The sequence below is a fragment of the Helicobacter pylori genome (genome assembly GCF_011175115.1).
In the GTDB taxonomy this organism is placed as follows: Bacteria; Campylobacterota; Campylobacteria; order Campylobacterales; family Helicobacteraceae; genus Helicobacter; species Helicobacter pylori_DF.
Genome location: NZ_SHOW01000001.1, coordinates 71,589 through 93,327, shown reverse-complemented (window position 1 = coordinate 93,327; position 21,739 = coordinate 71,589). Strand labels below are relative to the sequence as shown.

Here is a 21,739-nt window from a genome sequence, read left to right as displayed (position 1 = left end):
ATTTCATTCCTCCATTTGAGCGATGCTCATTATTTCTTTAACCACATTCACATCTTCTAGCGTGCTTAAATCTTGAGTGATGGGCTCCTTTTTGGCGATAGATTTCAAAAGCCTTCTCATGATTTTCCCGCTTCTGGTTTTAGGTAAACCCGGCACATACATGACATTGTCTAATTTCGCGATCTTTCCAATCTCAACGGATAAGATATGATTCATTTCTTTTAGCAATTCTAAACTCTCGCCAAGATTGCATTTAGCCCCATCGCACAGCACCACAAACGCAAACAAGCCCTCTCCTTTAATCGCATCAGGGATACCCACTACCGCGCATTCAACCACCATTTCATGTTTAGAAATAGCGCTCTCCACTTCAGCCGTGCCAATCCTATGCCCACTCACATTCACAATATCATCTGTGCGCCCAATAATAGTGATGTATCCGTTTTCATCCACGATAGCGCCATCTCCAGAGAGGTAGACATATTCCCCATTCAACTTGATCTGAGAAAAATAGCTATCAATGTATCGTTTTTCATCGCCCCAAATGTTTCTTACCATAGAAGGCCATGGCTTAGTGATGCATAAAAACCCTTGCTCTCCAGGCTTTGTTTTGGTGCCGTCTTCGTTTAAAACTTCTGCATGGATTCCAGGCAAAGGTAAAGTTGCACAGCTGGCCCTTATAGGCGTAGCTCCCGGTAAAGGGCTGATGATATGCCCGCCTGTTTCTGTTTGCCACCAAGTATCCACGATACTGCATTTTGAGTTACCGATTTTTTCATAAAACCATTTCCATGCCGTAGGGTTAATGGGCTCTCCCACCGTTCCTAAAACTTTGAGCGATTCTAAATTATACTTTAAAGGTTCGTTTTCGCCTTTAGCATGCAACATTCTTATAGCGGTGGGGGAAGTGTAGAATTTATCCACGCGGTATTCTTCTATCATCCTCCACCATCTCCCATAATCCGGATAAGACATCGTGCCTTCTAGTATCAAAGTCGTTGCCCCGCAAGCTAAAGGTCCATAAACCACATAAGTGTGCCCTGTGATCCAACCAATATCAGCGGTGCACCAAAAATTATCGTTATCTCTAATATCAAAAACCCACTCCATCGTCATTTGCGCCCATAACAAATACCCTGCACTGCTGTGTTGAACGCCTTTAGGTTTCCCGGTTGATCCGCTTGTATAGAGCAAGAATAAAGGATCTTCAGAGTCCATCATTTCAGGTTCACATTTATCGGATTGGTAATGGACCATTTCATTATAGACAAAATCGCGCCCTCTCACATAATCAATCTCTTTGGCGTTTCGTATCACAATGAGCGCTTTTTCCACACTAGGGCAGGCATTATTTTCTAGAGCCTTGTCAAGGGCTGGCTTGAGCATATAGGGTTTGCCTTTTCTAAAAGTCCCGTCCGCTGTGATAACTAATTTAGCTTGAGTGTCGTTGATCCTATCCCTTAAGGCTTCAGGGCTAAACCCAGCAAAAACGATGCTATGGATCGCTCCAATCCTAGCGCATGCGAGCATCATATAAACGCTTTCTACAATCATAGGCATATAGATAATGACTCTATCGCCTTTTTTGACATTGAATTCGTTTTTTAAAAGGTTGGCTGTTTTATTGACTTCAGAGTGGAGTTTTCTGTAGGTGATGACATTATAATCCCCCATTTCCCCTTCAAAAATGATCGCTACTTTATTTTTTTTGTCTTTTAAATGCCTGTCTATGCAATTGTAAGAAACATTGATTTTGCCGTTTTCAAACCATTTGAAAAAAGGGGCGTTATCGCTGTTTAAAACCTTATCAAAAGGTTTAAACCATGTGAGTTTTTGCTTGGCTAACTCGCCCCAAAAATGTTCATAATCTTCATTGGCTTCATGCACTAAATCTTTATATTCGCACATGTTTTTAATCCTGGCTTGCTTGGCAAACGCTCTGTTAGGGTTAAAGATTTTTTTAGCGAATTCTGAATCATTGTCTAATTGCATCGCATCTCCTTTTTCATGGTTTTAAGCACACTTTTTATTATTATATCCAAACTCACACTCTTTTAAATGGAGGGATACTTTTCTCTTTTCTGTGTGGATTGAGACTGATAAAAAAGGAAATAGCACGATGAAACCTAAAGGGTGTATTAGCGTTAATATGCTAATATAGTAGAACATTATGACTACAAAAAGGGTGGTATGCTGATCTCCATAGCGTTTTTATTGGTTTTGTGTCTTTTGAATTATAGTTCTTTTAGGATGTTGAAATCGTTTTTAACCTTAAAGAAAATCTCTCAATACGCTTATTTAGGGTTTTTTATCCTTTTGAGTGCGGGCGAGGCGGCTTTTGCTTTTTATAGAAATACTATGCCTAGCCATTTGTTTGTTTTGACTTCAGCGTGTTCGTTTGTGTCTTTTATTGTGTTTATTTTTTCTTTAAGTTTTTACGGGTTTTCCTACTCTGTAGAAAAAATAGATTTCTTACCTTCAAGGCGTAAAGGTTTAAAAAACTTTTTAAAATTAGGGTTTTATCTGGCGTTATTAGGGTATTTTTGGCGCGGCTTTTATGAAGGGTTGGCCCGCCCTAAAATCAAAGAAACCCCTATTTATTTAGACAAGCTGGATAAAGAATTAAAGATTATTTTACTCACAGACATGCATGTGGGGAGTTTGTTGCAAAAAGATTTTGTTGATTACATTGTAGAAGAAGTCAATCAAAAAGAAGTGGATATGGTGCTGATTGGGGGGGATTTAGTGGATGAAAGCATTGAAAAAGTCAAATCTTTTTTACTGCCCTTAAACAACCTTAAAAGCACGCATGGCACTTTTTATGTGCCAGGAAATCATGAGTATTATCATGGCATAGAGCCGATTTTATCGTTTCTTAATACGCTTAATTTGACGATTTTAGGGAATGAATGCGTGAATCTAGGGGGGATCAATTTGTGCGGCGTGTATGATTATTTCGCACGGAAGCATCAAAATTTTGCCCCTGATATTGACAAAGCTTTAAAAAAGCGCAATGAGAGTAAGCCCACGATCCTTTTAGCCCACCAGCCCAAACAAATTAGAAGCCTCAAAGAAAGCCACTCTGTAGATTTAGTGCTTTCAGGGCATACCCATGCAGGGCAAATCTTTCCCTTTAGCCTTTTAGTCAAGTTGGCGCAAACCTATTTACATGGTTTATACAAGCACAGCCCCACCACTCAAATTTATGTGAGCAGTGGGGCAGGGTATTGGGGGATTCCTTTAAGGTTTTTAGCCCCTAGCGAGATCGCATACCTTAGGCTTTTACCTAAAAATCAAGCTTAGTTAAACAAAATCTTAAAATCGTAATCAAGCGGTTAAAAACAGGGATTAAAACAAGGAGTTAAAAACAACCGCCAAGACAAAGGGAAAGGAGGGGGAGGTGACCCTTCAATCTTAGCGGTGCCAACCAAACCATAAGGAATGGTTGGATTTGTAATTATACAATAAAATGGTGATTTTTAGCAAATGATTTTAAAAATTGTCCATAAAAACGCTCAAAGGCATTTTTTACAACCAATAATCAAGGGTTTTTGATCAAGCGATAACTTTTATTAATATTTTCTTAAACTAATTTAAAATTATGATATAATCAGTGCTTGAATTACTCTTAAATGCAGGAGTCCATACACCATGCGCGTTCTACTGATTGAAAAAAATTCTGTTTTAGGTGGAGAAATTGAAAAGGGCTTAAATGTTAAAGGCTTTATGGCTGATGTAACAGAGAGTTTAGAGGATGGGGAATACCTTATGGATATTAGGAATTATGACTTAGTTATGGTTAGCGATAAAAACGCTTTAAGTTTTGTTTCTAGAATCAAGGAGAAGCATTCTTCTATCGTTGTTTTAGTTTCTTCGGATAACCCTACAAGCGAAGAAGAAGTCCATGCGTTTGAGCAAGGCGCGGACGATTATATCGCTAAGCCTTACCGCAGCATTAAAGCTTTAGTCGCAAGGATTGAGGCTCGTTTGAGATTTTGGGGTTCTAATGTGATTGAAATTGGGGATTTGACCATTAGCCCTGATGAAGAAAAGATTATTTACAAGGGGCGTGAGGTTGAAGTTAAAGGGAAGCCCTTTGAAGTGCTGACCCATCTTGCCAGGCATAGGGATCAAATCGTCTCCAAAGAACAGCTTTTAGACGCTATTTGGGAAGAGCCTGAAATGGTTACCCCTAATGTGATTGAAGTGGCTATCAATCAAATCCGCCAAAAAATGGATAAACCCTTGGGGATTTCCACGGTTGAAACCGTGAGGCGCAGAGGCTATCGTTTTTGCTACCCCAAACCGGCATGTGAAGAATAAACTTCGTAATTTTTTGCTAAAAAATGCGATTGGTTGTCATGGGGTGGAGTGGGTGCGAGATCATTGACAATATTTTAATAACGATAGCAATAATATCATATTATGTTTGGCTGGGTGGTGTGATTATTTTATCTGTAGTTGGGTTAGTGGGGTATTTTGGTTAAAAAACACTCAAATAAATTCATATCAATTCATGGATTTAAATATCCATCAAAATACAAAAATATAAGATTTGGCTCTGTTTTCATTGGATATTGACAAAGTCTTATTTTTGTGGGATTTTTATGGGACACAAGAAAAATACACAAAGAAAACGCTGGCAAGATTTTAAGCTTGTGCTGAAATTTTAGTGTAGTGGCGTTGCGAGAACCATTAAAACTATGACTAATCGTTTCATAGTTGGTTATCTCGTTTTTAAGATAACCACCCGCTATTACCCCAAACCCTAACATGCTCCAAATACCCGCAACATAAAAACAATAACATAGAGGGATAATTTAAACCACTATTGGCTGTGATTACGGATTAAAAAACCTAAAAATATTAAAAAAACATTTTTTACAATCAATAATAAAAGGGCTTGATTTTAACCAAGCGATAGCTTTTTAAGCGGTCTTTTGGGGGTTAGGGGGTTTGTAGGGGAATATAGGGGAATAGTTTTTAAAATACCCCTTTACCTTAAAGGAATGAGTTTATACAAAATGATAAAATAGAAATTTTTAAACCTTTCAAAAAGAGTTTTAAACTCTTAGTTTTTATAACCAACGCTTTTTACAAACAGCTAACTTTAGCGTTAGGCGTTATTGAAAATTTCTTCAACTTGCTCTTTAATGTCCTTATAATTAAAGCTTTCTTTAAAGCCATCAATCTTGCCCCCGCTCGCATTCCTATGCCCGCCCCCATTGAAACACATTTGACTGAGTTCGCACACATCGCAATTCCCATTCGCCCTTAAGCTCACATTCCCTTTAGCGTTCACATCCATATAAAAATCAAAATCCGGATTTTGCGTTAAAAAAAGGTTAGCCAACACGCTAATACCCCCCATAGAATAGCTTAAAAACCCTTTTTTATCCTGGTAATAAACGCTGCAATCATGCTTTTTTAAAGAGAGCAAATGCGTTTGCGCGTTTGAAGAGATATTGTCCATCGTTTCTGTAGTAGGGTCGCCCCCTAGAGCGATTTTTTTAAGCCTGAACAAATCGTTATCATAGGCTACAGGGGCGTTTTCTAAAAACAAATAGTTTTTAACTTCTTCTAAAAGCTTTAATTTATAATCGCGGTTTTCATCATCAAACATGAAGCGGTTCAATTCAGAGCTTTGAGTGATCATGCGCATGCACACCTTGCCTAATTCAAAGCCATAACCTTGCGTGTCCCAAATATCCACAGAATTGACCATTTCCACTAAAGGCTCTAGCCATAGCGTGTTTTTTGGCTCTAAAATAGCGTAATGTTTTTTCAAAAATTCATACACGATTTTAGTCGCGCAACGGTTCGTGTCTAAAAAATACCAATGGAAACTCTCAGCCACTTCCTTACCGCTGATATGGTGATCCAAAAGCTGGATTTGAATGTCTTTATTTTGCAAGCGGTGTTCTTGGATTTTATCTTGCAAATACTCTGCTTCGCTTAAATTCAAATTCAAATCGCTAATCAAAATAAGGAATTCACTCTCTTTAGATTGAGCGATCGCGTTTAGAATCTCATAAATTCTCGCTGAGACTTCACGCCCGTAATTAGCGTTATAGCATTGGATATTCTTAAAAAATTGTTTTGAAACAAGCTGGCATGCATAGCCGTCTAAATCAATGTGTGAAAGGTGGTAAACTTGCATCATTCTCCTTTTTTATCAATTATTTATCCATTAAAAGTTAATATGGATCGTGCCTAAGGCTTCAAAATTAGAGTTAGGATCCAATTCCGCATGGCTTAGCACGACCACATCAATCCTGGCCTGCTCCATTTGATTGGAAAGGGCTTTTCTTAAATTAGGCTCTACGATCAAAATCACCGGAGCGATCCCTTTTTGCAAGACTTTCATAGCCTCTTCAGAAACCCCTTCAATGAGTTTTTGCAATTCGCCCACATTGAGTAGCAAGCTCTTAGAAGCGCCATTTTCTCGCAATTTATTGAGCAAAAATTGTTCGCTATCGGTAGAAAAGGTTAAAAATTTCAAACGCCCGTCTTCAGATTTAAAAGCGTTAGTGATCACCCTAGAAAGCCTCGCCCTCACTTGTTCGGTTAAGATATTCACATCGTTTTGAACCAATGGGGCAATATCGGTAATCGTTTCTAAAATAGTGAGCATGTCTTTAATGGGGATTTTTTCATGCAACAAGGCTTGCAAGACTGAGCGGATCGCGCCGGTGGGGATTTTTTTACTCTCTTCTACAATCGTAGGATAGTCTTTAGCCAAGCGCTCTAAAAGGGATTTCACTTCATCTTTAGTGATAAAATCTTCAGCGTATTTTTTCACTAATTCGCTGGTGTGCGTCGCAATAACGGTGCTTGGATCAATGATAGTGTAGCCTTGAATGATGGCTTCTTCTTTATTTTTAGCGTCAATCCATAAAGCGTCCATTCCAAAAGCCGGCTCTTTAGTAGGAATGCCTTCAATTTCTTTATTCACAAAACCGGTATTCATGGCTAAAAACTTATCCGGCATCACCATGCCCTCACCAATCACAATGCCCTTAAGCTTGATTTCATAATGCGTTGGGGGGAGTTGTAAATTATCCCTAATTCTAATTTGAGGCATCAAAAACCCATAATCGCTCGCTATCTTTTTTCTAATGCCCCTAATCCTTTCTAACAAATCGCCCCCTTGTTTCATGTCCGCTAAGCTAATGAGCTGATAGCCTAAAGCCAGTTCTAAAAATTCAATTTTTAACACTTCATCAATGGCTTGCTCTTCTTCTCTTTTAATCTCTTCTTGGGTTTTAGTTTTTGTGGTGGGGGCGTGGGGTTTGATTTTGGAGCTGTGGGGTTTTTCGCTCAAATCCAAGCCGAATTTTTGACTCAAATAATTTTCTAATTTAGTGAGCAGCCCGTCCTTTCCCTCCCTACTAATCAGCCATGCGATGAATAAAAAGAGGGTCCCTACAAACGCTAAAGAAAAGGTAGGGAGTCCAGGAATGGTGGCAAAAAGCAATAAAATCGCCCCCACAATCACTAAAGTTTTGCTTTTATTCGTAAGTTGCGTGATGAGCTTAGAAGCGAAGTCCTCTTCTTCGTTTTGCGTGGTGCGAGTGGCGACGATACCGGTCGCTGTCGCAATGATTAAAGCAGGGATTTGCCCCACAAGCCCATCGCCAATGGTTAGGATAGTGAAAGTGCTAGCGCTAAAGCTTAGGCTCATATCCCTTTGGAACACACCCACTAAAAACCCTCCAATAATATTGATAAGCGTGATAATGATAGAAGCGATCGCATCGCCTTTGACGAATTTAGACGCGCCATCCATCGCACCATAAAAATCCGCTTCTTGGCTTAGAGCGGCGCGCCGTTTTTTGGCTTCCTTATCATCAATAAGCCCTGAGTTTAAATCCGCATCAATCGCCATTTGCTTTCCTGGCATAGCGTCTAGGGCAAATCGTGCCCTCACTTCAGTCACCCGAGTAGAGCCATTAGTAACCACTAATAGATTCACTAGCACTAAAATACTAAAGATAATCGCCCCAATCACATAATTCCCGCTCACGCTAAATTCCCCAAACGCCGTGATAATATCGCTCACCGCGCTAGGCCCTTTATAGCCTTGGGTTAAAATCATTCTAGTGGTCGCCACATTTAAAGCCAAACGGTATAAGGTTACAATGAGAAGCAAAGTAGGGAAAGCGCTAAAATCAGTAGGCTTGTCAATATAAAGCCCGATTAAAATGATTAACACCGATAGCGCGATAGAAATCGTGAGTAAAAAATCCAACACAAAAGGCGGTAACGGCACGATAATGATCGCTAAAATAGCGATCACAAAGACCACGAGGGCTAAATCTTTGGATTGCAAGAAGCGTTTAAAGACAGGGAAAGCCTTTTTAAAAGCTAATTTGGAGCGTTCGTTTGCCATAATCTAAAATCAATGCCTTAATTTGGTAGGTGTGTTTGTCTCTTATTATAATATAAAGTTTAAGAGTATGGCGCAAAAAAGCTTATTTTACGCTATAATGCGATCTTTATTAAATTACCAATTAGGAGGTCGTTATGGCTTTGAATCTGGAGAAAAAACAAGAAATCATTAAGGCGTTTGCCACTAAAGCAAACGATACCGGTTCTTGTGAGGTGCAAGTGGCGTTGTTGAATGAAAGGATCAAGCTTTTAACCGAGCATTTAAAAACTAACCCTAAAGATCATTCCAGTCGTTTAGGGCTTTTAAAATTAGTCGCTCAAAGACGCAACTTGTTGAAATACATCAAACGCACCGATCATGCCCGTTATGTGGTTTTGATTGAAAAGCTAGGCATTAAAGACAGGTAGTTTTTATCGGTTTTAGGGGATTTTAAATCATGGCGAGTTTGTGTTGAAAGAGCGTTTGAAAGCCTTTTTTAGTGCGGACTCTGTTTTCACTCTAATCTTTGCCCTTTTCTTTCTCACTTCGTTTAAAAAACCTTTAACGCAAGTCTTATTGATTGTTTTAATGGTTTTTTTGTTTTTTAGGTGTTATTTCCAAGCGTCTTTGAAAGAAACCTTCACGATTAATCATTTAAAAACCATGCCCTTTAAATGGCTCACTCTGGCTTTTTTAGGCGTGTTTTTAAGCATCTTCCCTAACATGTTTAACATGTATGATAGCCAAACTTTCCGCTACAATTTATTCGCTCTAAACATGTCTTTAACTTACGCTTGTGGGGCGTTATGCTTGCTTTTTGCTAGCCGTTTAAGGATCAAATTGGATCAAAAAATCCTTTTTTATAGCATGGCTGTGGCAAATTTCATCAACGGCCTGCTTTCATTAGTGCAAAAAATTTATTTTAACATGCCCAGAGCGCAAGGGTTTAGCACGGTTAAGGAGTATGTGGTTTTAGTGAGCGTGTCCATTTTAGGCTGTTATATTTATGCGCTCTATTCGCACAATCAAAAAGAGAAACTTTTTTTCACCCTTTCTGTTTTCGTGGGGTTTTTAGTCGTTATTTTAAGTGCCACAAGGAGCGCGACAATCGCTTTTGTGGCTACTTTTTTAATCCTTTCTTGCTTTATTTTATACGCCAAAAAATCGTTCAAACCATTAGGTTATATGGTGGTTGTGAGTCTGATTTTGAGCGCTTTGTATGTGGGGAGTAACGCTTTAGAAAAACGCAAAGTCATAGAGCAATCTAGGGTTCAAAATCAAAGCTTTGAAGAGGATTTGAAACGCTACGCTAAAAAGGACGCTGATAGCAGCATCGGGTGGCGTTTGGAGCGCTGGAAAGAAGCCCTAACGGTTTTGCGTTTAAGGCCCTTTTTTGGTATGGCCGCTAGCGAGAAATGCCAGAGGTTAGAAGAGATTTTATCCTTATCAAAGTCTTATAGAGCCAAAGATTTGATTCTTTGTTATGAAAGGTATGACAATCAAATCATTCATGTTTTAGCCACTAGGGGGATCATAGGCTTTTTAATCTGGCTCTTTTTTTTATTAGTTATTGTAAAGATTTTTTGGAGCGGGATCAAGCAAAATTCTTTAATATCGTTTTTTATATTAACGACACTCACTTTTTACCTCATTTTTGGCATCGGGTTTGACCCCTTTGATTTCTTCATTACGGGAAGTTTTTTTGTAGGAATGACCATGATGGCTGTTTTTTTAAAAAAGGATAAAAGCGCTTTTTAGCATCAAAAAATTTAACGCTAGTCAAGCGGTAGTTTCTTGACAATGCGTTCTTAGGGGATTTAAGGGGTAAGATAAAAACTTATGCTATAATGCGGTTTCATTCCATATTCAACAAGGAGAAATAAATTAATGAAAATTTTAGTGATTCAAGGGCCTAATTTAAACATGTTAGGACACAGAGACCCAAGACTTTATGGCATGGTAACCTTAGACCAAATCCATGAAATCATGCAAACTTTCGTGAAACAAGGCAATTTAGATGTGGAATTAGAGTTTTTTCAAACCAATTTTGAGGGCGAAATCATTGACAAAATTCAAGAGAGCGTGGGCAGCGATTATGAAGGGATCATCATTAACCCTGGAGCGTTTTCGCACACTTCTATTGCGATTGCAGATGCGATCATGCTAGCGGGCAAACCCGTTATTGAAGTGCATCTCACTAACATTCAAGCCAGAGAAGAGTTCAGGAAAAATTCTTACACCGGAGCGGCTTGTGGAGGCGTGATCATGGGATTTGGCCCGCTTGGTTACAACATGGCTTTAATGGCAATGGTGAATATTTTAGCTGAGATGAAAGCTTTCCAAGAAGCCCAAAAAAACGACCCTAATAACCCCAATAACCCGATCAACAATCAAAAGTAAAAGGGGTTATTGATGAGAGGATTAGAAATAGAAAGAGAATCGCATTTCACGCTCAATGAAAATGCGATGTTTTTTGAATGCGCTTATAGTTGCGATAACGCTTTGTTTTTGCAATTAGAGGATCGCTCGTTCTTTATCACTGATTCTCGTTACACCCAAGAAGCTAGAGAAAGCCTTCAGCCTAAAAAGGGCGTTTTAGCGGAAGTGATAGAGTCTAGCGATTTAGTCCAAAGTGCGATTGACTTGATCACAAAGAGTTCGGTTAAAAAGCTCTTCTTTGATCCCAATCAAGTGAATTTACAAACCTACAAGCGTTTGGATTCAGCGGTTGGGAACAAGGTTATTTTAGAGGGCGTGCCTAGTTACCACCGCCAAAAACGCATCATTAAAAACGAACATGAGATCCAACTCCTCAAAAAATCTCAAGCGCTGAATGTTGAAGCTTTTGAAAATTTTGCCGAGTATGTGAAAAAGATTTTTGATGAAAAAGAGTCATTGAGCGAGCGGTATTTGCAGCATAAGGTTAAAGACTTTTTGACTAAAGAGGGGGTTTATGATCTGAGTTTTGAGCCTATTTTAGCCTTGAATGCGAACGCGAGCAAACCCCATGCCTTGCCTAGCGCGAAGGATTTTTTAAAAGCGGATCATAGCATTCTTTTGGATATGGGGATCAAATACGAACGCTATTGCTCTGATAGGACTCGCACGGCTTTTTTTGACCCTAAAGACTTTGTGTTCAAAAGGGAGCAGAGTTTCAAGGATAAAGAGCGTCAAAAGATCTATGACATTGTGAAAGAAGCGCAAGAAAAGGCTATTTTAGGCATTAGAGCGGGCATGACCGGTAAAGAAGCGGACAGCTTAGCTAGGGGGGTGATTAGCGATTATGGTTATGGGCAGTATTTCACTCACAGCACCGGGCATGGCATTGGCTTAGACATCCATGAGCTTCCCTATATTTCATCGCGCAGTGAAACCATTTTAGAAGAGGGCATGGTGTTTTCTGTAGAGCCTGGGATTTATATCCCTGGGTTTTTTGGGGTGCGCATTGAGGATTTAGTGGTGATTAAAAATTCTAGGGCAGAGCTTTTGTGATGCGAGAGATCCTTACTAACCGCTTTTTCCCAAGCCTTTTTAAAAAAAGGCTTGATTTTTCTAACAGGGTGGTTTTAGGGTTGGGATCTAATCTTAAAAATCCTTTAAAAATATTAAAAAATTGTTTTTTATATTTTAAAAATCATAGTAAGATTGGGAAAATTTTTTCTTCGCCCATTTATATCAATCCGCCTTTTGGTTACACTAATCAACCTAACTTTTATAACGCTACGATTATCCTTAAAACATCTTTAAGTTTACGCCATTTTTTTGCTTTGGTTTTTTATATAGAAAGGCGTTTTGGGCGCAAAAGGAAGCGCGATTTTAAAGACGCTCCAAGAACTTTGGATATTGACATTATCGCTTTCAACCAAGTCATTTTAAGGCAGAACGATTTGACTTTACCTCACCCTAAATGGAGTGAAAGAGACTCGGTGTTAGTGCCTTTAACTTTACAACAAATCCTTTTTAAAAGAGGGGAGTGGTGAAATTCTATACCTATAGTGGGGAGACGGCCGCTGAAGCTTTAAAGATCGCTCAAAGCCACCATGGGGTGGATACGCTGGTGTTTAAAACCCAAGAAATCCGTAAAAAAACGCTCACTTCTTCTGGGCTTTATGAAATCGTTGTGGCGGTTGAAGAAGAGAGCGAAAACAAGCCCCCTAAAGCCCCCCTCATTCCAGAGAGTTTGTATGATGAAGAATTGAATGAAGAAGATGTGGTCATGCAGCTTTCAAGCACTGTAGAAGAAATGCGCAAACTCGCCGGGGTTTCATCTAATCAGCGCAACTATAGTTTTTCAAAAAATAAAACTCTTTTAGAAAAAGACGCTCCGTTAGAGGATATGCCATTAGAGGCTAATAAGCAGGACGCTTTATTGCAAGCCTTAAAAGATGAAGCTAATCATAAAAAAGAAAGAGAAAAAAGAGAAGTCAAACAAGAAGAAGAAATTAAAGATATTAATGCGCAATTAAGTAAAATCAGAGACAGCTTAAAACTCATTCAAAACATGTTTTGGGATGAGAAAAACCCCAATTCTGTCAATATCCCTCAAGAATTTGCCGAAATTTACAAACTGGCCAAACAAAGCGGCATGAAACCCAGCCATTTAGATGAAATCATGCAATTGAGCCTGGAATTGATGCCTTTACGCATGCGGGAAAATTCCGTAACGATCAAGCGCTATTTTAGAGAAGTGTTGCGTAAAATGATCCTGTGTCGCCCTGAAGATTTGAATTTAAGGCAAAAACGCATCTTAATGCTTGTAGGGCCAACAGGCGTGGGGAAAACGACGACTTTAGCCAAATTAGCCGCACGCTATTCTAGGATGCTAGCGAAAAAATACAAGGTGGGCATTATCACTTTAGACAATTATCGCATTGGGGCTTTGGAACAATTAAGCTGGTATGCTAATAAAATGAAAATGAGTATAGAAGCGGTGATTGATGCTAAGGATTTTGCTAAAGAAATTGAAGCTTTGGAATATTGCGATTTTATTCTAGTGGATACGACAGGGCATTCGCAATACGATAAAGAAAAGATTGCCGGTTTGAAGGAATTTATAGATGGGGGTTATAATATTGATGTGTCCTTAGTGCTTTCAGTTACCACTAAGTATGAAGACATGAAAGATATTTATGATTCTTTTGGGGTGTTAGGGATTGACACTTTAATCTTTACGAAATTAGATGAGAGTAGGGGGTTAGGGAATTTGTTTTCTTTAGTGCATGAAAGCCAAAAACCTATCAGCTATCTTTCTGTTGGGCAAGAAGTGCCTATGGATTTGAAAGTGGCTACTAATGAATATTTAGTGGATTGCATGCTAGATGGCTTTAGTAACCCTAATAAGGAACAAGCATGAACAATCAAGCGAGCCGCTTGGATAATTTGATGAATCTTAAAAACCCCAAAAGTTTTTTTGATAATAAGGGGAATACCAAATTCATCGCTATCACAAGCGGTAAGGGGGGCGTGGGGAAATCCAACATTAGCGCTAATTTAGCTTACTCTTTATACAAGAAAGGTTATAAGGTAGGGGTGTTTGATGCGGATATTGGTTTAGCGAATTTAGACGTCATTTTTGGGGTGAAAACCCATAAAAATATCTTGCATGCCTTAAAAGGTGAAGCCAAATTGCAAGAAATCATTTGCGAGATTGAACCCGGGCTTTGCTTAATTCCTGGGGATAGCGGTGAAGAAATTTTAAAATACATTAGCGGCGCGGAAGCTTTAGATCAATTCGTGGATGAAGAGGGGGTTTTAAGCTCTTTAGATTATATTGTGATTGATACGGGCGCTGGGATTGGAGCCACGACACAAGCGTTTTTGAATGCGAGCGATTGTGTGGTGATTGTTACCACACCCGATCCTTCAGCGATTACGGATGCGTATGCATGCATTAAAATCAACTCCAAGAATAAAGATGAATTGTTCCTTATCGCTAACATGGTAGCCCAACCTAAAGAGGGTAGGGCGACTTATGAAAGGCTGTTTAAGGTGGCTAAAAACAATATCGCTTCATTAGAATTGCATTACTTAGGAGCGATTGAAAACAGCTCCTTATTGAAACGCTATGTGAGGGAGCGCAAAATTTTGAGAAAAATAGCCCCTAATGATTTGTTTTCGCAATCCATTGATCAGATAGCGGGTCTTTTGGTTTCTAAATTAGAAACCGGCGCTTTAGAAATACCAAAAGAAGGTTTGAAAAGCTTTTTTAAAAGGCTTTTGAAGTATTTGGGGTAGACTGATGAGAGTTCAAAATTTTATCCATTTTTCTGTTGTGGTAGGGTTTTTTTTAGGGTTAGTGTTTTCGGTGTTGAAATTCAATGAGCCAGAGAGCATTTTATTATGGACGGTGTTATCCACGCTTGGGGGATACTTGATCGCGTTGTTGTTTGCGTCTATTTTTATCGCTTGCACGGATTTAGATATTTGTCTTTTTGACAAAAAAGGCACTGAAGAGAGCTTGCTTCGTTTCAACCATGAGTTTAAGAACAGAGAAAAAGAAGTGGCTAGTATTTTAGAATACATTAGAAGTTATGATTTTGATGATGGAAAATAGAATGCCCAAAGGAATTCAAAAAACTGAAACCAGCGAAAAAAATATAGAAAAGGTTTTGAACGCCTATGATAAGCAACAACACCACCATCAAGACGATCTCGCTATCCAGTATTTACCGGCCGTGCGCGCGATGGCGTTTCGTTTAAAAGAGCGCTTGCCCAGCTCTATTGATTTTAACGATCTGGTTTCCATTGGCACTGAAGAATTGATTAAATTAGCCAGGCGTTATGAGAGCGCGTTAAACGATTCTTTTTGGGGGTATGCTAAAACTCGTGTCAATGGGGCGATGCTAGATTATTTGCGTTCTTTAGATGTGATTTCTCGCTCTAGCAGGAAACTCATTAAAAGCATTGATGCTGAAATTACCAAACACCTTAATGAGCATGGGAAAGAGCCTAGCGATGCGTATTTAGCAGAAGCTCTAGGAGAAAATATTGAAAAGATTAGAGAAGCTAAAACGGCTTCAGATATTTATGCGTTAGTGCCAATAGATGAGCAATTCAATGCGATTGAGCAAGATGAAATCACTAAAAAGATTGAAGCAGAAGAGCTGTTAGAGCATGTCCAAAAAGTATTGAATCAAATGAGCGAACGAGAGCAAATCCTTATCCAGCTTTATTACTTTGAAGAGTTGAATTTGAGCGAGATTAAAGAGATTTTAGGCATCACTGAATCGCGCATTTCTCAAATCATTAAAGAAGCGATTAAAAAGGTGCGTAAATCCTTAGGAGTGGATCATGGCTGATATTTTAAGCCAAGAAGAAATTGATGCGCTTTTAGAAGTCGTTGATGAAAATGTGGATATTCAAAATGTCCAAAAAAAAGATATTATCCCGCAGCGTAGCGTAACCCTCTATGATTTCAAACGCCCTAATCGTGTGAGTAAGGAGCAACTGCGCTCTTTTAGGAGCATCCATGATAAAATGGCTAGGAATCTTTCCAGTCAAATTTCTTCTATCATGCGTTCTATTGTAGAGATCCAGCTCCATAGCGTGGATCAAATGACTTATGGCGAATTTTTGATGAGTTTGCCTAGCCCTACGAGTTTTAATGTCTTTTCCATGAAGCCTATGGGGGGAACGGGGGTTTTAGAGATTAATCCTAGTATCGCTTTCCCTATGATTGACAGGCTATTAGGGGGCAAGGGGAGTGCGTATGATCAAAATAGGGAGTTTAGCGATATTGAATTGAATTTATTGGATACGATTTTACGCCAGGTGATGCAAATTTTAAAAGAAGTGTGGTCGCCTGTGGTGGAGATGTATCCTACCATTGACGCTAAAGAATCCAGCGCGAATGTGGTCCAAATCGTCGCTCAAAATGAAATTTCTATCATGGTGGTTTTAGAGATTATCATTGGGCATAGCCGTGGGATGATGAATATTTGTTACCCGGTGATTTCCATTGAGAGTATTCTTTCTAAAATGGGGAGTAGGGATTTGATGCTTTCAGAGACGAACTCCAAAAAGAGCCGTAATAAGGAATTGCAAGCGCTATTGAGCGGGGTGAGCGTGGATATGATGGTGTTTTTGGGCGCGGTGGAATTGAGTTTGAAAGAAATGCTGGATTTAGATGTGGGGGATACTATCCGGTTGAATAAAATCGCTAACGATGAAGTGAGCGTGTATGTGCATAAAAAAAAGCGTTATTTAGCGAGTGTGGGGTTTCAAGGGTATAGGAAAACTATTCAAATTAAAGAAGTGATCTATAGCGAAAAAGAACGCACTAAAGAAATTTTAGAAATGCTAGAAGAGCAGCGCAGAGGCAAAGTGGGCGATATTATGAAAATAGAAGAAGAGTGAGAAATGCAAGATTTTATTAAAATTTTTATTCAAGAGGTTGTCTCTACTTTAGAAGGGTTAGTGGGTAAGGCTCCAAGCGTGGGATTAGAAAAAGAAATTTCTAGTAGCGACGAATCTTTTTTGAAATTAATCAGCGTGCCTTATGCAAGAGTTAAAATTAGCGCGATTGAAAAAGAAGAGAGTCCTGTTGAGTTATTGGCTCCGGTAGATTTAGTTACCGCTTTGAGCGATTTGATGCTAGGAGGTGAGGGAGCGAGTAAGGAAGAAATGGATAATGACGATTTAGACGCTTTTAAAGAAATGGCTTCTAATATTTTTGGCGCGATCGCTACAAGTTTGAAGTCTCAAGAATTGCTCCCCAAACTCAATTTCACTACCACGAACGCTGAAATCGCTAAAGAGATTCCTAAAAAAGAAGATTATACTAAAGCGATGGTGTTTTCTTTTAAAATGGAAGCCATCAAAGAAAGCCAAATCGTTTTATTGACTACGGAGGCTTTTGAGCGCCAATTTGAAAAAACGCATAAAGAAGAAAAAGAAGAAACGACAAAGAGTGCTACTGAAGAAGCTAAAACCCATGACGCGTCTTTAGAAAACATAGAGATCCGCAATATCAGCATGCTTTTAGACGTGAAATTGAACGTTAAGGTGCGTATCGGGCAAAAAAAGATGATTTTAAAAGATGTGGTTTCTATGGATATAGGGAGCGTGGTAGAGTTGGATCAATTGGTGAATGACCCTTTGGAAATTCTTGTAGATGACAAGGTGATCGCTAAGGGCGAAGTGGTGATCGTGGATGGGAATTTTGGCATTCAGATCACAGATATTGGCACTAAAAAGGAACGCTTAGAGCAACTGAAAAATTAAACCATTTTAAAGTAAAGAAGGAAGGATTATGGCTATTTTTGGGGAATTAAGCTCTCTTGGGCATTTGTTTAAAAAAACGCAAGAATTAGAAATTTTGCATGCGTATTTAAAAGAGATCATGCAAAAGGGTAGTAAAGCGAATCAAAGGGTTTTAAACCTCGATCCTAATACAGAATTTCAAGTGCCTTTAGGGCATGGCATTTTTAGCATAGAGCAGAGTTATTGTTTAGAGCATGCTAAAGAAAGCGAGAAAGGCTTTTTTGAAAGCCACCGACAATATGTGGATTTCCAATTGATCATCAAAGGCATTGAGGGGGCTAAAGTGGCAGATATAAATAGGGCTGTCATTAAAACCTCTTATGATGAAAAAAGAGATTTGATCGTTTATGAGCCGGTTAGTGAAGCTTCTTTTTTGCGTTTGAATGCGGGCATGCTGGCTATTTTTTTTGAAAGCGATGCGCATGCGTTGAGGTTCTATGGGGAGTCTTTTGAAAAATATAGGGAAGAGCCGATTTTTAAAGCGGTCGTTAAAGTGCCTAAAGGATTGATCAAATTAAAATTATGAAATTGGTGAGTCTTATTGTAGCGTTAGTTTTTTGTTGTTTTTTAGGGGCTGTAGAGTTGCCTGGAGTTTATCAAACTCAGGAATTTTTATACATGAAAAGCTCTTTTGTGGAGTTTTTTGAGCATAATGGGAAGTTCTATGCCTATGGTATTTCTGATGTGGATGGCTCTAAAGCCAAAAAAGACAAGCTTAACCCTAACCCAAAGCTAAGGAATCGCAGCGATAAAGGCGTGGTGTTTTTAAGCGATTTGATTAAGGTTGGAAAACGATCTTATAAAGGCGGTAAGGCGTATAATTTTTATGACGGCAAGACCTACCATGTGAGAGTCACTCAAAATTCAAACGGGGATTTGGAATTCACTTCAAGCTATGACAAATGGGGGTATGTGGGCAAAACCTTCACCTGGAAACGCCTGAGCGATGAAGAAATCAAAAATCTAAAGCTCAAGCGTTTTAACTTGGACGAAGTCCTTAAAACCATTAAAGATAGCCCTATCTAAGCTAGCTTTTTTAAAACCTTTTAACATTCACTCTCTTGGCATTCTTTACACCACACAAACATTTTCATGTCATGGCTAATCAGCTTGGCTTGATATTTTTTAACGACTTCATTCTGGCGGTTTTCAATTTCAGGGTCTGCAAATTCAATGATCTTACCGCAATGCAAACAAATGATGTGATCATGGTGTTCTTTAGCCGCAATTTCATAGCGCCGACCGCTTTTTGAAGTTTCTAAAACACAGATAAAATTTTCTTTTTCTAAGAAATTCAAAATGCGATAGACTGAAGAAATGCTGGTGTTTTTGTCCTTTTGGCGGATAGAATGCGTGATTTCTTCAGGGCTTAAGTGTGTGCCGCTGCGATACAAAACGCTCACCACTTCTTCTCTTTGTTTTGAATTTTTGAGTCCGTTTTTTTTGATAGACATCCTCAAGCGCTCTAAAATGGATTCCAAAGTTTCTAACCTTCTCATGCTGATATTTTCCTTATCCGTAAAATGATTTTTATAACTAGAATATTATTATACAATAATAATGCGATGAAACATAGATAAAACTCATTATTATTTTAATTTAATCAAAAAATATTGATTTTTTATTACTATTGTCGCATTTTAATGTAACTTATAAGATCAATTTCTTATTTTATCAAGCCATTCTAAAAGGGTTTTTTCAAATCCTATGCCTTGAGAAGAAACCAAATTGAGGGGTTTTTCTAAATAATCTTGTTTGACATAGCCGTTATAATCATGTGGGTAAAGATAGTCTTTAGCGTTAGGCAGTAGGTGTTTAGGAATAGGGTAGAGCAAGCCCTTTTGAACGCAATCCAAAGCCTGATTGATCGCTCTATAAGCCGTGTTGGATTTAGGCGAACAAGCCAGATAAATCACGCATTGGCTTAAAATGATGCGCGCTTCAGGGTAGCCGATTTGTTTGACTGAAAGCAAGCAAGAAGCGGCTAAATTAAGGGCGTTTGGGTTAGCGTTACCAATATCTTCGCTCGCAAAAACCACCAGCCTTCTGGCGATAAATTCCGGGTTTTCCCCGCCAGCAATCAAGCGCACCAAATAATAAATGGAAGCGTTTTCATCGCTCCCTCTTAAAGACTTGATTAAAGCGCTAGTAAGATTATAATGCGTATCATCACTATAAGATCCGTCATTTAGGCTATGAGGCCGTAAGGATTGCAGCGTTTCTAAAGTGATAGGATCTTCTATTTTAGCGCTCAAATCTAAAAGGTTTAATAACGCTCTGGCATCGCCAGCGCTGTTGTTTAAAAGATAGGTTTTAGCGCTAGGCTCTATTTGTTTTTTGAGCAATGTTAAAGCTTTAGTGCAAAGCTTGTCTAAATCGCTCTTGTTTAGGGGGGTCAATTCAAAAATAAAACTTCTTGAGCGGATCGCATGGCTTAGGCTGTAATTAGGATCTTGCGTGCTAGCCCCTAAGATTAGAGCGTGATCTTTTTCCATAATGGGGAGTAAAAATTCCTGTTGGGTTTTATTCAGTCTGTGGGTTTCATCAATAAAAACAACAGGCTTTAAAAGGGTGTTTTGGTAATTTTTAAGCTTAAGGCGTAAATCCTCTAATTTGAAATCCGTCGCATTAAATGAAAGAATGGGGCGCTCTAGGGAGCGAGCGATGATTTGAGCCAGGCTTGTTTTACCCACGCCAGGAGGGCCATAGAAAAAGGCATGGGGGAAGTGTTTGGATTTTAAGGCTTTAAATAAGGGGGTGTCTTTCCCTATTAAATGCTCTTGGCCTAAAAAATCTTCTAGGCTTTTTGGGTTTAAAAGCACAGTCAGGCTCATTTTTTAAATAAAATCAATTCGTAAAAATTCGTAGGGGTGTTCAAATTTTTCGTTGGGGTTTTGGTGTTTTTAGAGTGTTTGTGCAGAGCGTCTTGCAGTTCTTTATTGAGATTGTCTAATTCATCAAGCTTTTCTTTTAAGCGCAAGATAATATCCACGCCCGCTAGATTAACCCCCATATCCCTTGTAAGGCGTAAAATCGTTTTGATTTTGTCCATGTCTCGTTGGGAATACAAACGCATTTTCCCATCAGTCCTGCTAGGCTCTATCAAACCCTCTTTTTCATACTGGCGCAAGGTTTGAGGGTGCACGCCTAAGATTTTAGCCACAACACTGATTAAATAAAGCGGTTCATCATAATCGCACACGATTCCTCCTTACAATTCTTTTTCTAATAACGCTTTTAACTCATTAGAAAGCGTCTCCGTTTTAGGTAAGATCAAACGAGCTTGCAAATACAAATCCCCCACATGCGAAGTTTTTCTGTTTTTGATCCCTTTTTCTTTAATGCGGAATTTTTGCATCGCTTTGGTGTTGGGGGGAATGGTTAGGGTTAAGGTTTTATGCCAAGTAGCGATTTCAATTTTCCCTCCAAAAAGAGCCGTCTTTAAGGGTAAATCAAAGATTTGGATAATATCGTCTTTCTCGCGCCTGTAAATTTCATCTTCTTCAATATGGATCTCTAAGAGCAAATCGCCCTTACCCGTTCGCCCCGTTTTCCCTTTGTTGCGAACCCTGATTTTTTCGCCCTCTTCCACGCCGATAGGGATTTTAAGGCTAAAAGTCTCATTATTGACACTCACTTGTTTTTTATTGCCTAAAAGGGTGTCTAAAACAGAGACATTTAAAGTGGCGGTCATGTCTAAATTTTCAGGGGCGAAATTGGAAAAATTAAAGCCAGAAAAGCCTTGCGAGTTTTGAGAAAATCTTTGCGAAAAGCCTCCTTTCCCAAAAATAGAGCTTAAAATATCGTCTAAATCTTCACTAGGACCACGGCTTCTGGCAAAATCGCTGAAATTCTGCCCCCCAAACATGTTGTCGCCAAACTGATCGTATTGGCGGCGTTTTTCTTCGTCGCTCAAAATTTCATAAGCGGCGTTGATTTCTTTGAATTTCTCTTCGGCTTCTTTGGTTTTATTCAAATCCGGGTGGTATTGCCTGGCTAAACGGCGGTAGGATTTTTTGATTTCATCTTGGCTGGCGTTTTCGCTCACGTTTAAAGTTTGGTATAAACTCTTACTCATGGATCACCTTTAAAATAGTTTTATTAGAA

The 21,739-nt window shown here is 39.0% G+C and carries 23 protein-coding genes; 15 read left to right on the top strand and 8 right to left on the bottom strand.

Translation table 11 applies throughout. The features are described 5' to 3' along the window. Positions 1-3 precede the first annotated feature (3 nt). Positions 4-1,992 carry an acetate--CoA ligase gene (gene acs / locus EXS92_RS00430; RefSeq protein WP_120896235.1) on the bottom strand — a complete coding sequence of 663 codons (1,989 nt, stop codon included), beginning with the start codon at positions 1,990-1,992 and terminating at the stop codon, positions 4-6. A gap of 198 nt (positions 1,993-2,190) precedes the next feature. Between acs and EXS92_RS00425 the strand changes: the two genes are divergently transcribed. Next, positions 2,191-3,303, top strand: coding sequence for a metallophosphoesterase (locus EXS92_RS00425; protein WP_165515116.1), 1,113 nt, complete (start codon positions 2,191-2,193; stop codon positions 3,301-3,303). Between the two features lie 348 nt (positions 3,304-3,651). Further along, positions 3,652-4,323: a response regulator-like transcription factor HsrA gene (gene hsrA, locus EXS92_RS00420; RefSeq protein WP_001264984.1), complete on the top strand. Its 672-nt coding sequence runs from the start codon at positions 3,652-3,654 to the stop codon at positions 4,321-4,323. Between the two features lie 191 nt (positions 4,324-4,514). Here the strand turns inward: hsrA and EXS92_RS08100 are convergent, their stop codons facing one another. From EXS92_RS08100 to flhA, 3 genes are all read right to left on the bottom strand, one after another. Continuing rightward, positions 4,515-4,775 carry a hypothetical protein gene (locus tag EXS92_RS08100; protein WP_080228778.1) on the bottom strand — a complete coding sequence of 87 codons (261 nt, stop codon included), beginning with the start codon at positions 4,773-4,775 and terminating at the stop codon, positions 4,515-4,517. A gap of 341 nt (positions 4,776-5,116) precedes the next feature. Beyond that, entirely contained in the window at positions 5,117-6,160 is a 1,044-nt protein-coding gene (locus EXS92_RS00415; RefSeq protein ID WP_165515114.1) for a 3',5'-cyclic-nucleotide phosphodiesterase, read from the bottom strand. Positions 6,161-6,190: 30 nt separating this feature from the next. Further along, on the bottom strand, positions 6,191-8,392 hold the full coding sequence (flhA, locus tag EXS92_RS00410) for a flagellar biosynthesis protein FlhA (protein WP_001262822.1): 2,202 nt from the start codon (positions 8,390-8,392) through the stop codon (positions 6,191-6,193). A 134-nt stretch (positions 8,393-8,526) separates the two neighbouring features. Between flhA and rpsO the strand changes: the two genes are divergently transcribed. The 13 genes from rpsO (at position 8,527) to EXS92_RS00345 (ending at position 18,658) form a co-directional block, all read left to right on the top strand. Further along, positions 8,527-8,799, top strand: coding sequence for a 30S ribosomal protein S15 (rpsO, locus tag EXS92_RS00405; protein ID WP_001197108.1), 273 nt, complete (start codon positions 8,527-8,529; stop codon positions 8,797-8,799). 40 nt (positions 8,800-8,839) lie between these two features. Continuing rightward, positions 8,840-10,129 carry an O-antigen ligase family protein gene (locus EXS92_RS00400; protein WP_165515111.1) on the top strand — a complete coding sequence of 430 codons (1,290 nt, stop codon included), beginning with the start codon at positions 8,840-8,842 and terminating at the stop codon, positions 10,127-10,129. A 129-nt stretch (positions 10,130-10,258) separates the two neighbouring features. Beyond that, entirely contained in the window at positions 10,259-10,771 is a 513-nt protein-coding gene (gene aroQ, locus EXS92_RS00395) for a type II 3-dehydroquinate dehydratase (protein ID WP_033777360.1), read from the top strand. A gap of 12 nt (positions 10,772-10,783) precedes the next feature. Then, complete coding sequence (locus EXS92_RS00390) at positions 10,784-11,863, top strand: aminopeptidase (protein WP_165515109.1); 1,080 nt, start codon at positions 10,784-10,786, stop codon at positions 11,861-11,863. Then, a complete protein-coding gene (gene folK / locus EXS92_RS00385; protein ID WP_039089665.1) occupies positions 11,863-12,351 on the top strand; it encodes a 2-amino-4-hydroxy-6-hydroxymethyldihydropteridine diphosphokinase in 489 nt (162 codons plus the stop codon). The genes EXS92_RS00390 and folK overlap by 1 nt, the downstream gene beginning before the upstream one ends. Continuing rightward, entirely contained in the window at positions 12,348-13,724 is a 1,377-nt protein-coding gene (gene flhF / locus EXS92_RS00380) for a flagellar biosynthesis GTPase FlhF (RefSeq protein WP_165515529.1), read from the top strand. The genes folK and flhF overlap by 4 nt, the downstream gene beginning before the upstream one ends. Next, positions 13,721-14,605 (top strand): flagellum site-determining protein YlxH, encoded by an 885-nt coding sequence (gene ylxH, locus EXS92_RS00375; protein WP_001064473.1) that lies wholly within the window; start codon positions 13,721-13,723, stop codon positions 14,603-14,605. The genes flhF and ylxH overlap by 4 nt, the downstream gene beginning before the upstream one ends. A gap of 4 nt (positions 14,606-14,609) precedes the next feature. Next, positions 14,610-14,924, top strand: coding sequence for a hypothetical protein (locus EXS92_RS00370; RefSeq protein WP_001265941.1), 315 nt, complete (start codon positions 14,610-14,612; stop codon positions 14,922-14,924). Further along, positions 14,902-15,669 (top strand): RNA polymerase sigma factor FliA, encoded by a 768-nt coding sequence (locus tag EXS92_RS00365; RefSeq protein ID WP_165515107.1) that lies wholly within the window; start codon positions 14,902-14,904, stop codon positions 15,667-15,669. Before EXS92_RS00370 ends, EXS92_RS00365 begins: the two co-directional genes overlap by 23 nt. After that, the gene (fliM, locus tag EXS92_RS00360) at positions 15,662-16,726 is read left to right on the top strand and encodes a flagellar motor switch protein FliM (protein ID WP_000763570.1); all 1,065 of its coding nucleotides are present in this window, start codon (positions 15,662-15,664) and stop codon (positions 16,724-16,726) included. The genes EXS92_RS00365 and fliM overlap by 8 nt, the downstream gene beginning before the upstream one ends. Before the next feature lie 3 nt (positions 16,727-16,729). Next, positions 16,730-17,593 carry a flagellar motor switch protein FliY gene (fliY, locus tag EXS92_RS00355; RefSeq protein ID WP_165515105.1) on the top strand — a complete coding sequence of 288 codons (864 nt, stop codon included), beginning with the start codon at positions 16,730-16,732 and terminating at the stop codon, positions 17,591-17,593. A 28-nt stretch (positions 17,594-17,621) separates the two neighbouring features. Beyond that, on the top strand, positions 17,622-18,158 hold the full coding sequence (locus tag EXS92_RS00350; protein ID WP_165515104.1) for a NanQ anomerase/TabA/YiaL family protein: 537 nt from the start codon (positions 17,622-17,624) through the stop codon (positions 18,156-18,158). After that, entirely contained in the window at positions 18,155-18,658 is a 504-nt protein-coding gene (locus EXS92_RS00345) for a DUF2147 domain-containing protein (protein ID WP_077652644.1), read from the top strand. Before EXS92_RS00350 ends, EXS92_RS00345 begins: the two co-directional genes overlap by 4 nt. Before the next feature lie 20 nt (positions 18,659-18,678). On the opposite strand, the gene fur is transcribed toward EXS92_RS00345, so the two are convergent. The 4 genes from fur to EXS92_RS00325 form a co-directional block, all read right to left on the bottom strand. After that, the gene (fur, locus tag EXS92_RS00340; protein WP_001253273.1) at positions 18,679-19,131 is read right to left on the bottom strand and encodes a ferric iron uptake transcriptional regulator; all 453 of its coding nucleotides are present in this window, start codon (positions 19,129-19,131) and stop codon (positions 18,679-18,681) included. A gap of 159 nt (positions 19,132-19,290) precedes the next feature. Further along, on the bottom strand, positions 19,291-20,466 hold the full coding sequence (locus EXS92_RS00335) for a replication-associated recombination protein A (protein ID WP_165515102.1): 1,176 nt from the start codon (positions 20,464-20,466) through the stop codon (positions 19,291-19,293). Next, the gene (locus tag EXS92_RS00330) at positions 20,463-20,834 is read right to left on the bottom strand and encodes a heat shock protein transcriptional repressor HspR (protein ID WP_000332994.1); all 372 of its coding nucleotides are present in this window, start codon (positions 20,832-20,834) and stop codon (positions 20,463-20,465) included. The genes EXS92_RS00335 and EXS92_RS00330 overlap by 4 nt, the downstream gene beginning before the upstream one ends. Before the next feature lie 9 nt (positions 20,835-20,843). Continuing rightward, complete coding sequence (locus EXS92_RS00325; RefSeq protein WP_165515100.1) at positions 20,844-21,710, bottom strand: DnaJ C-terminal domain-containing protein; 867 nt, start codon at positions 21,708-21,710, stop codon at positions 20,844-20,846. Positions 21,711-21,739 lie beyond the last annotated feature (29 nt).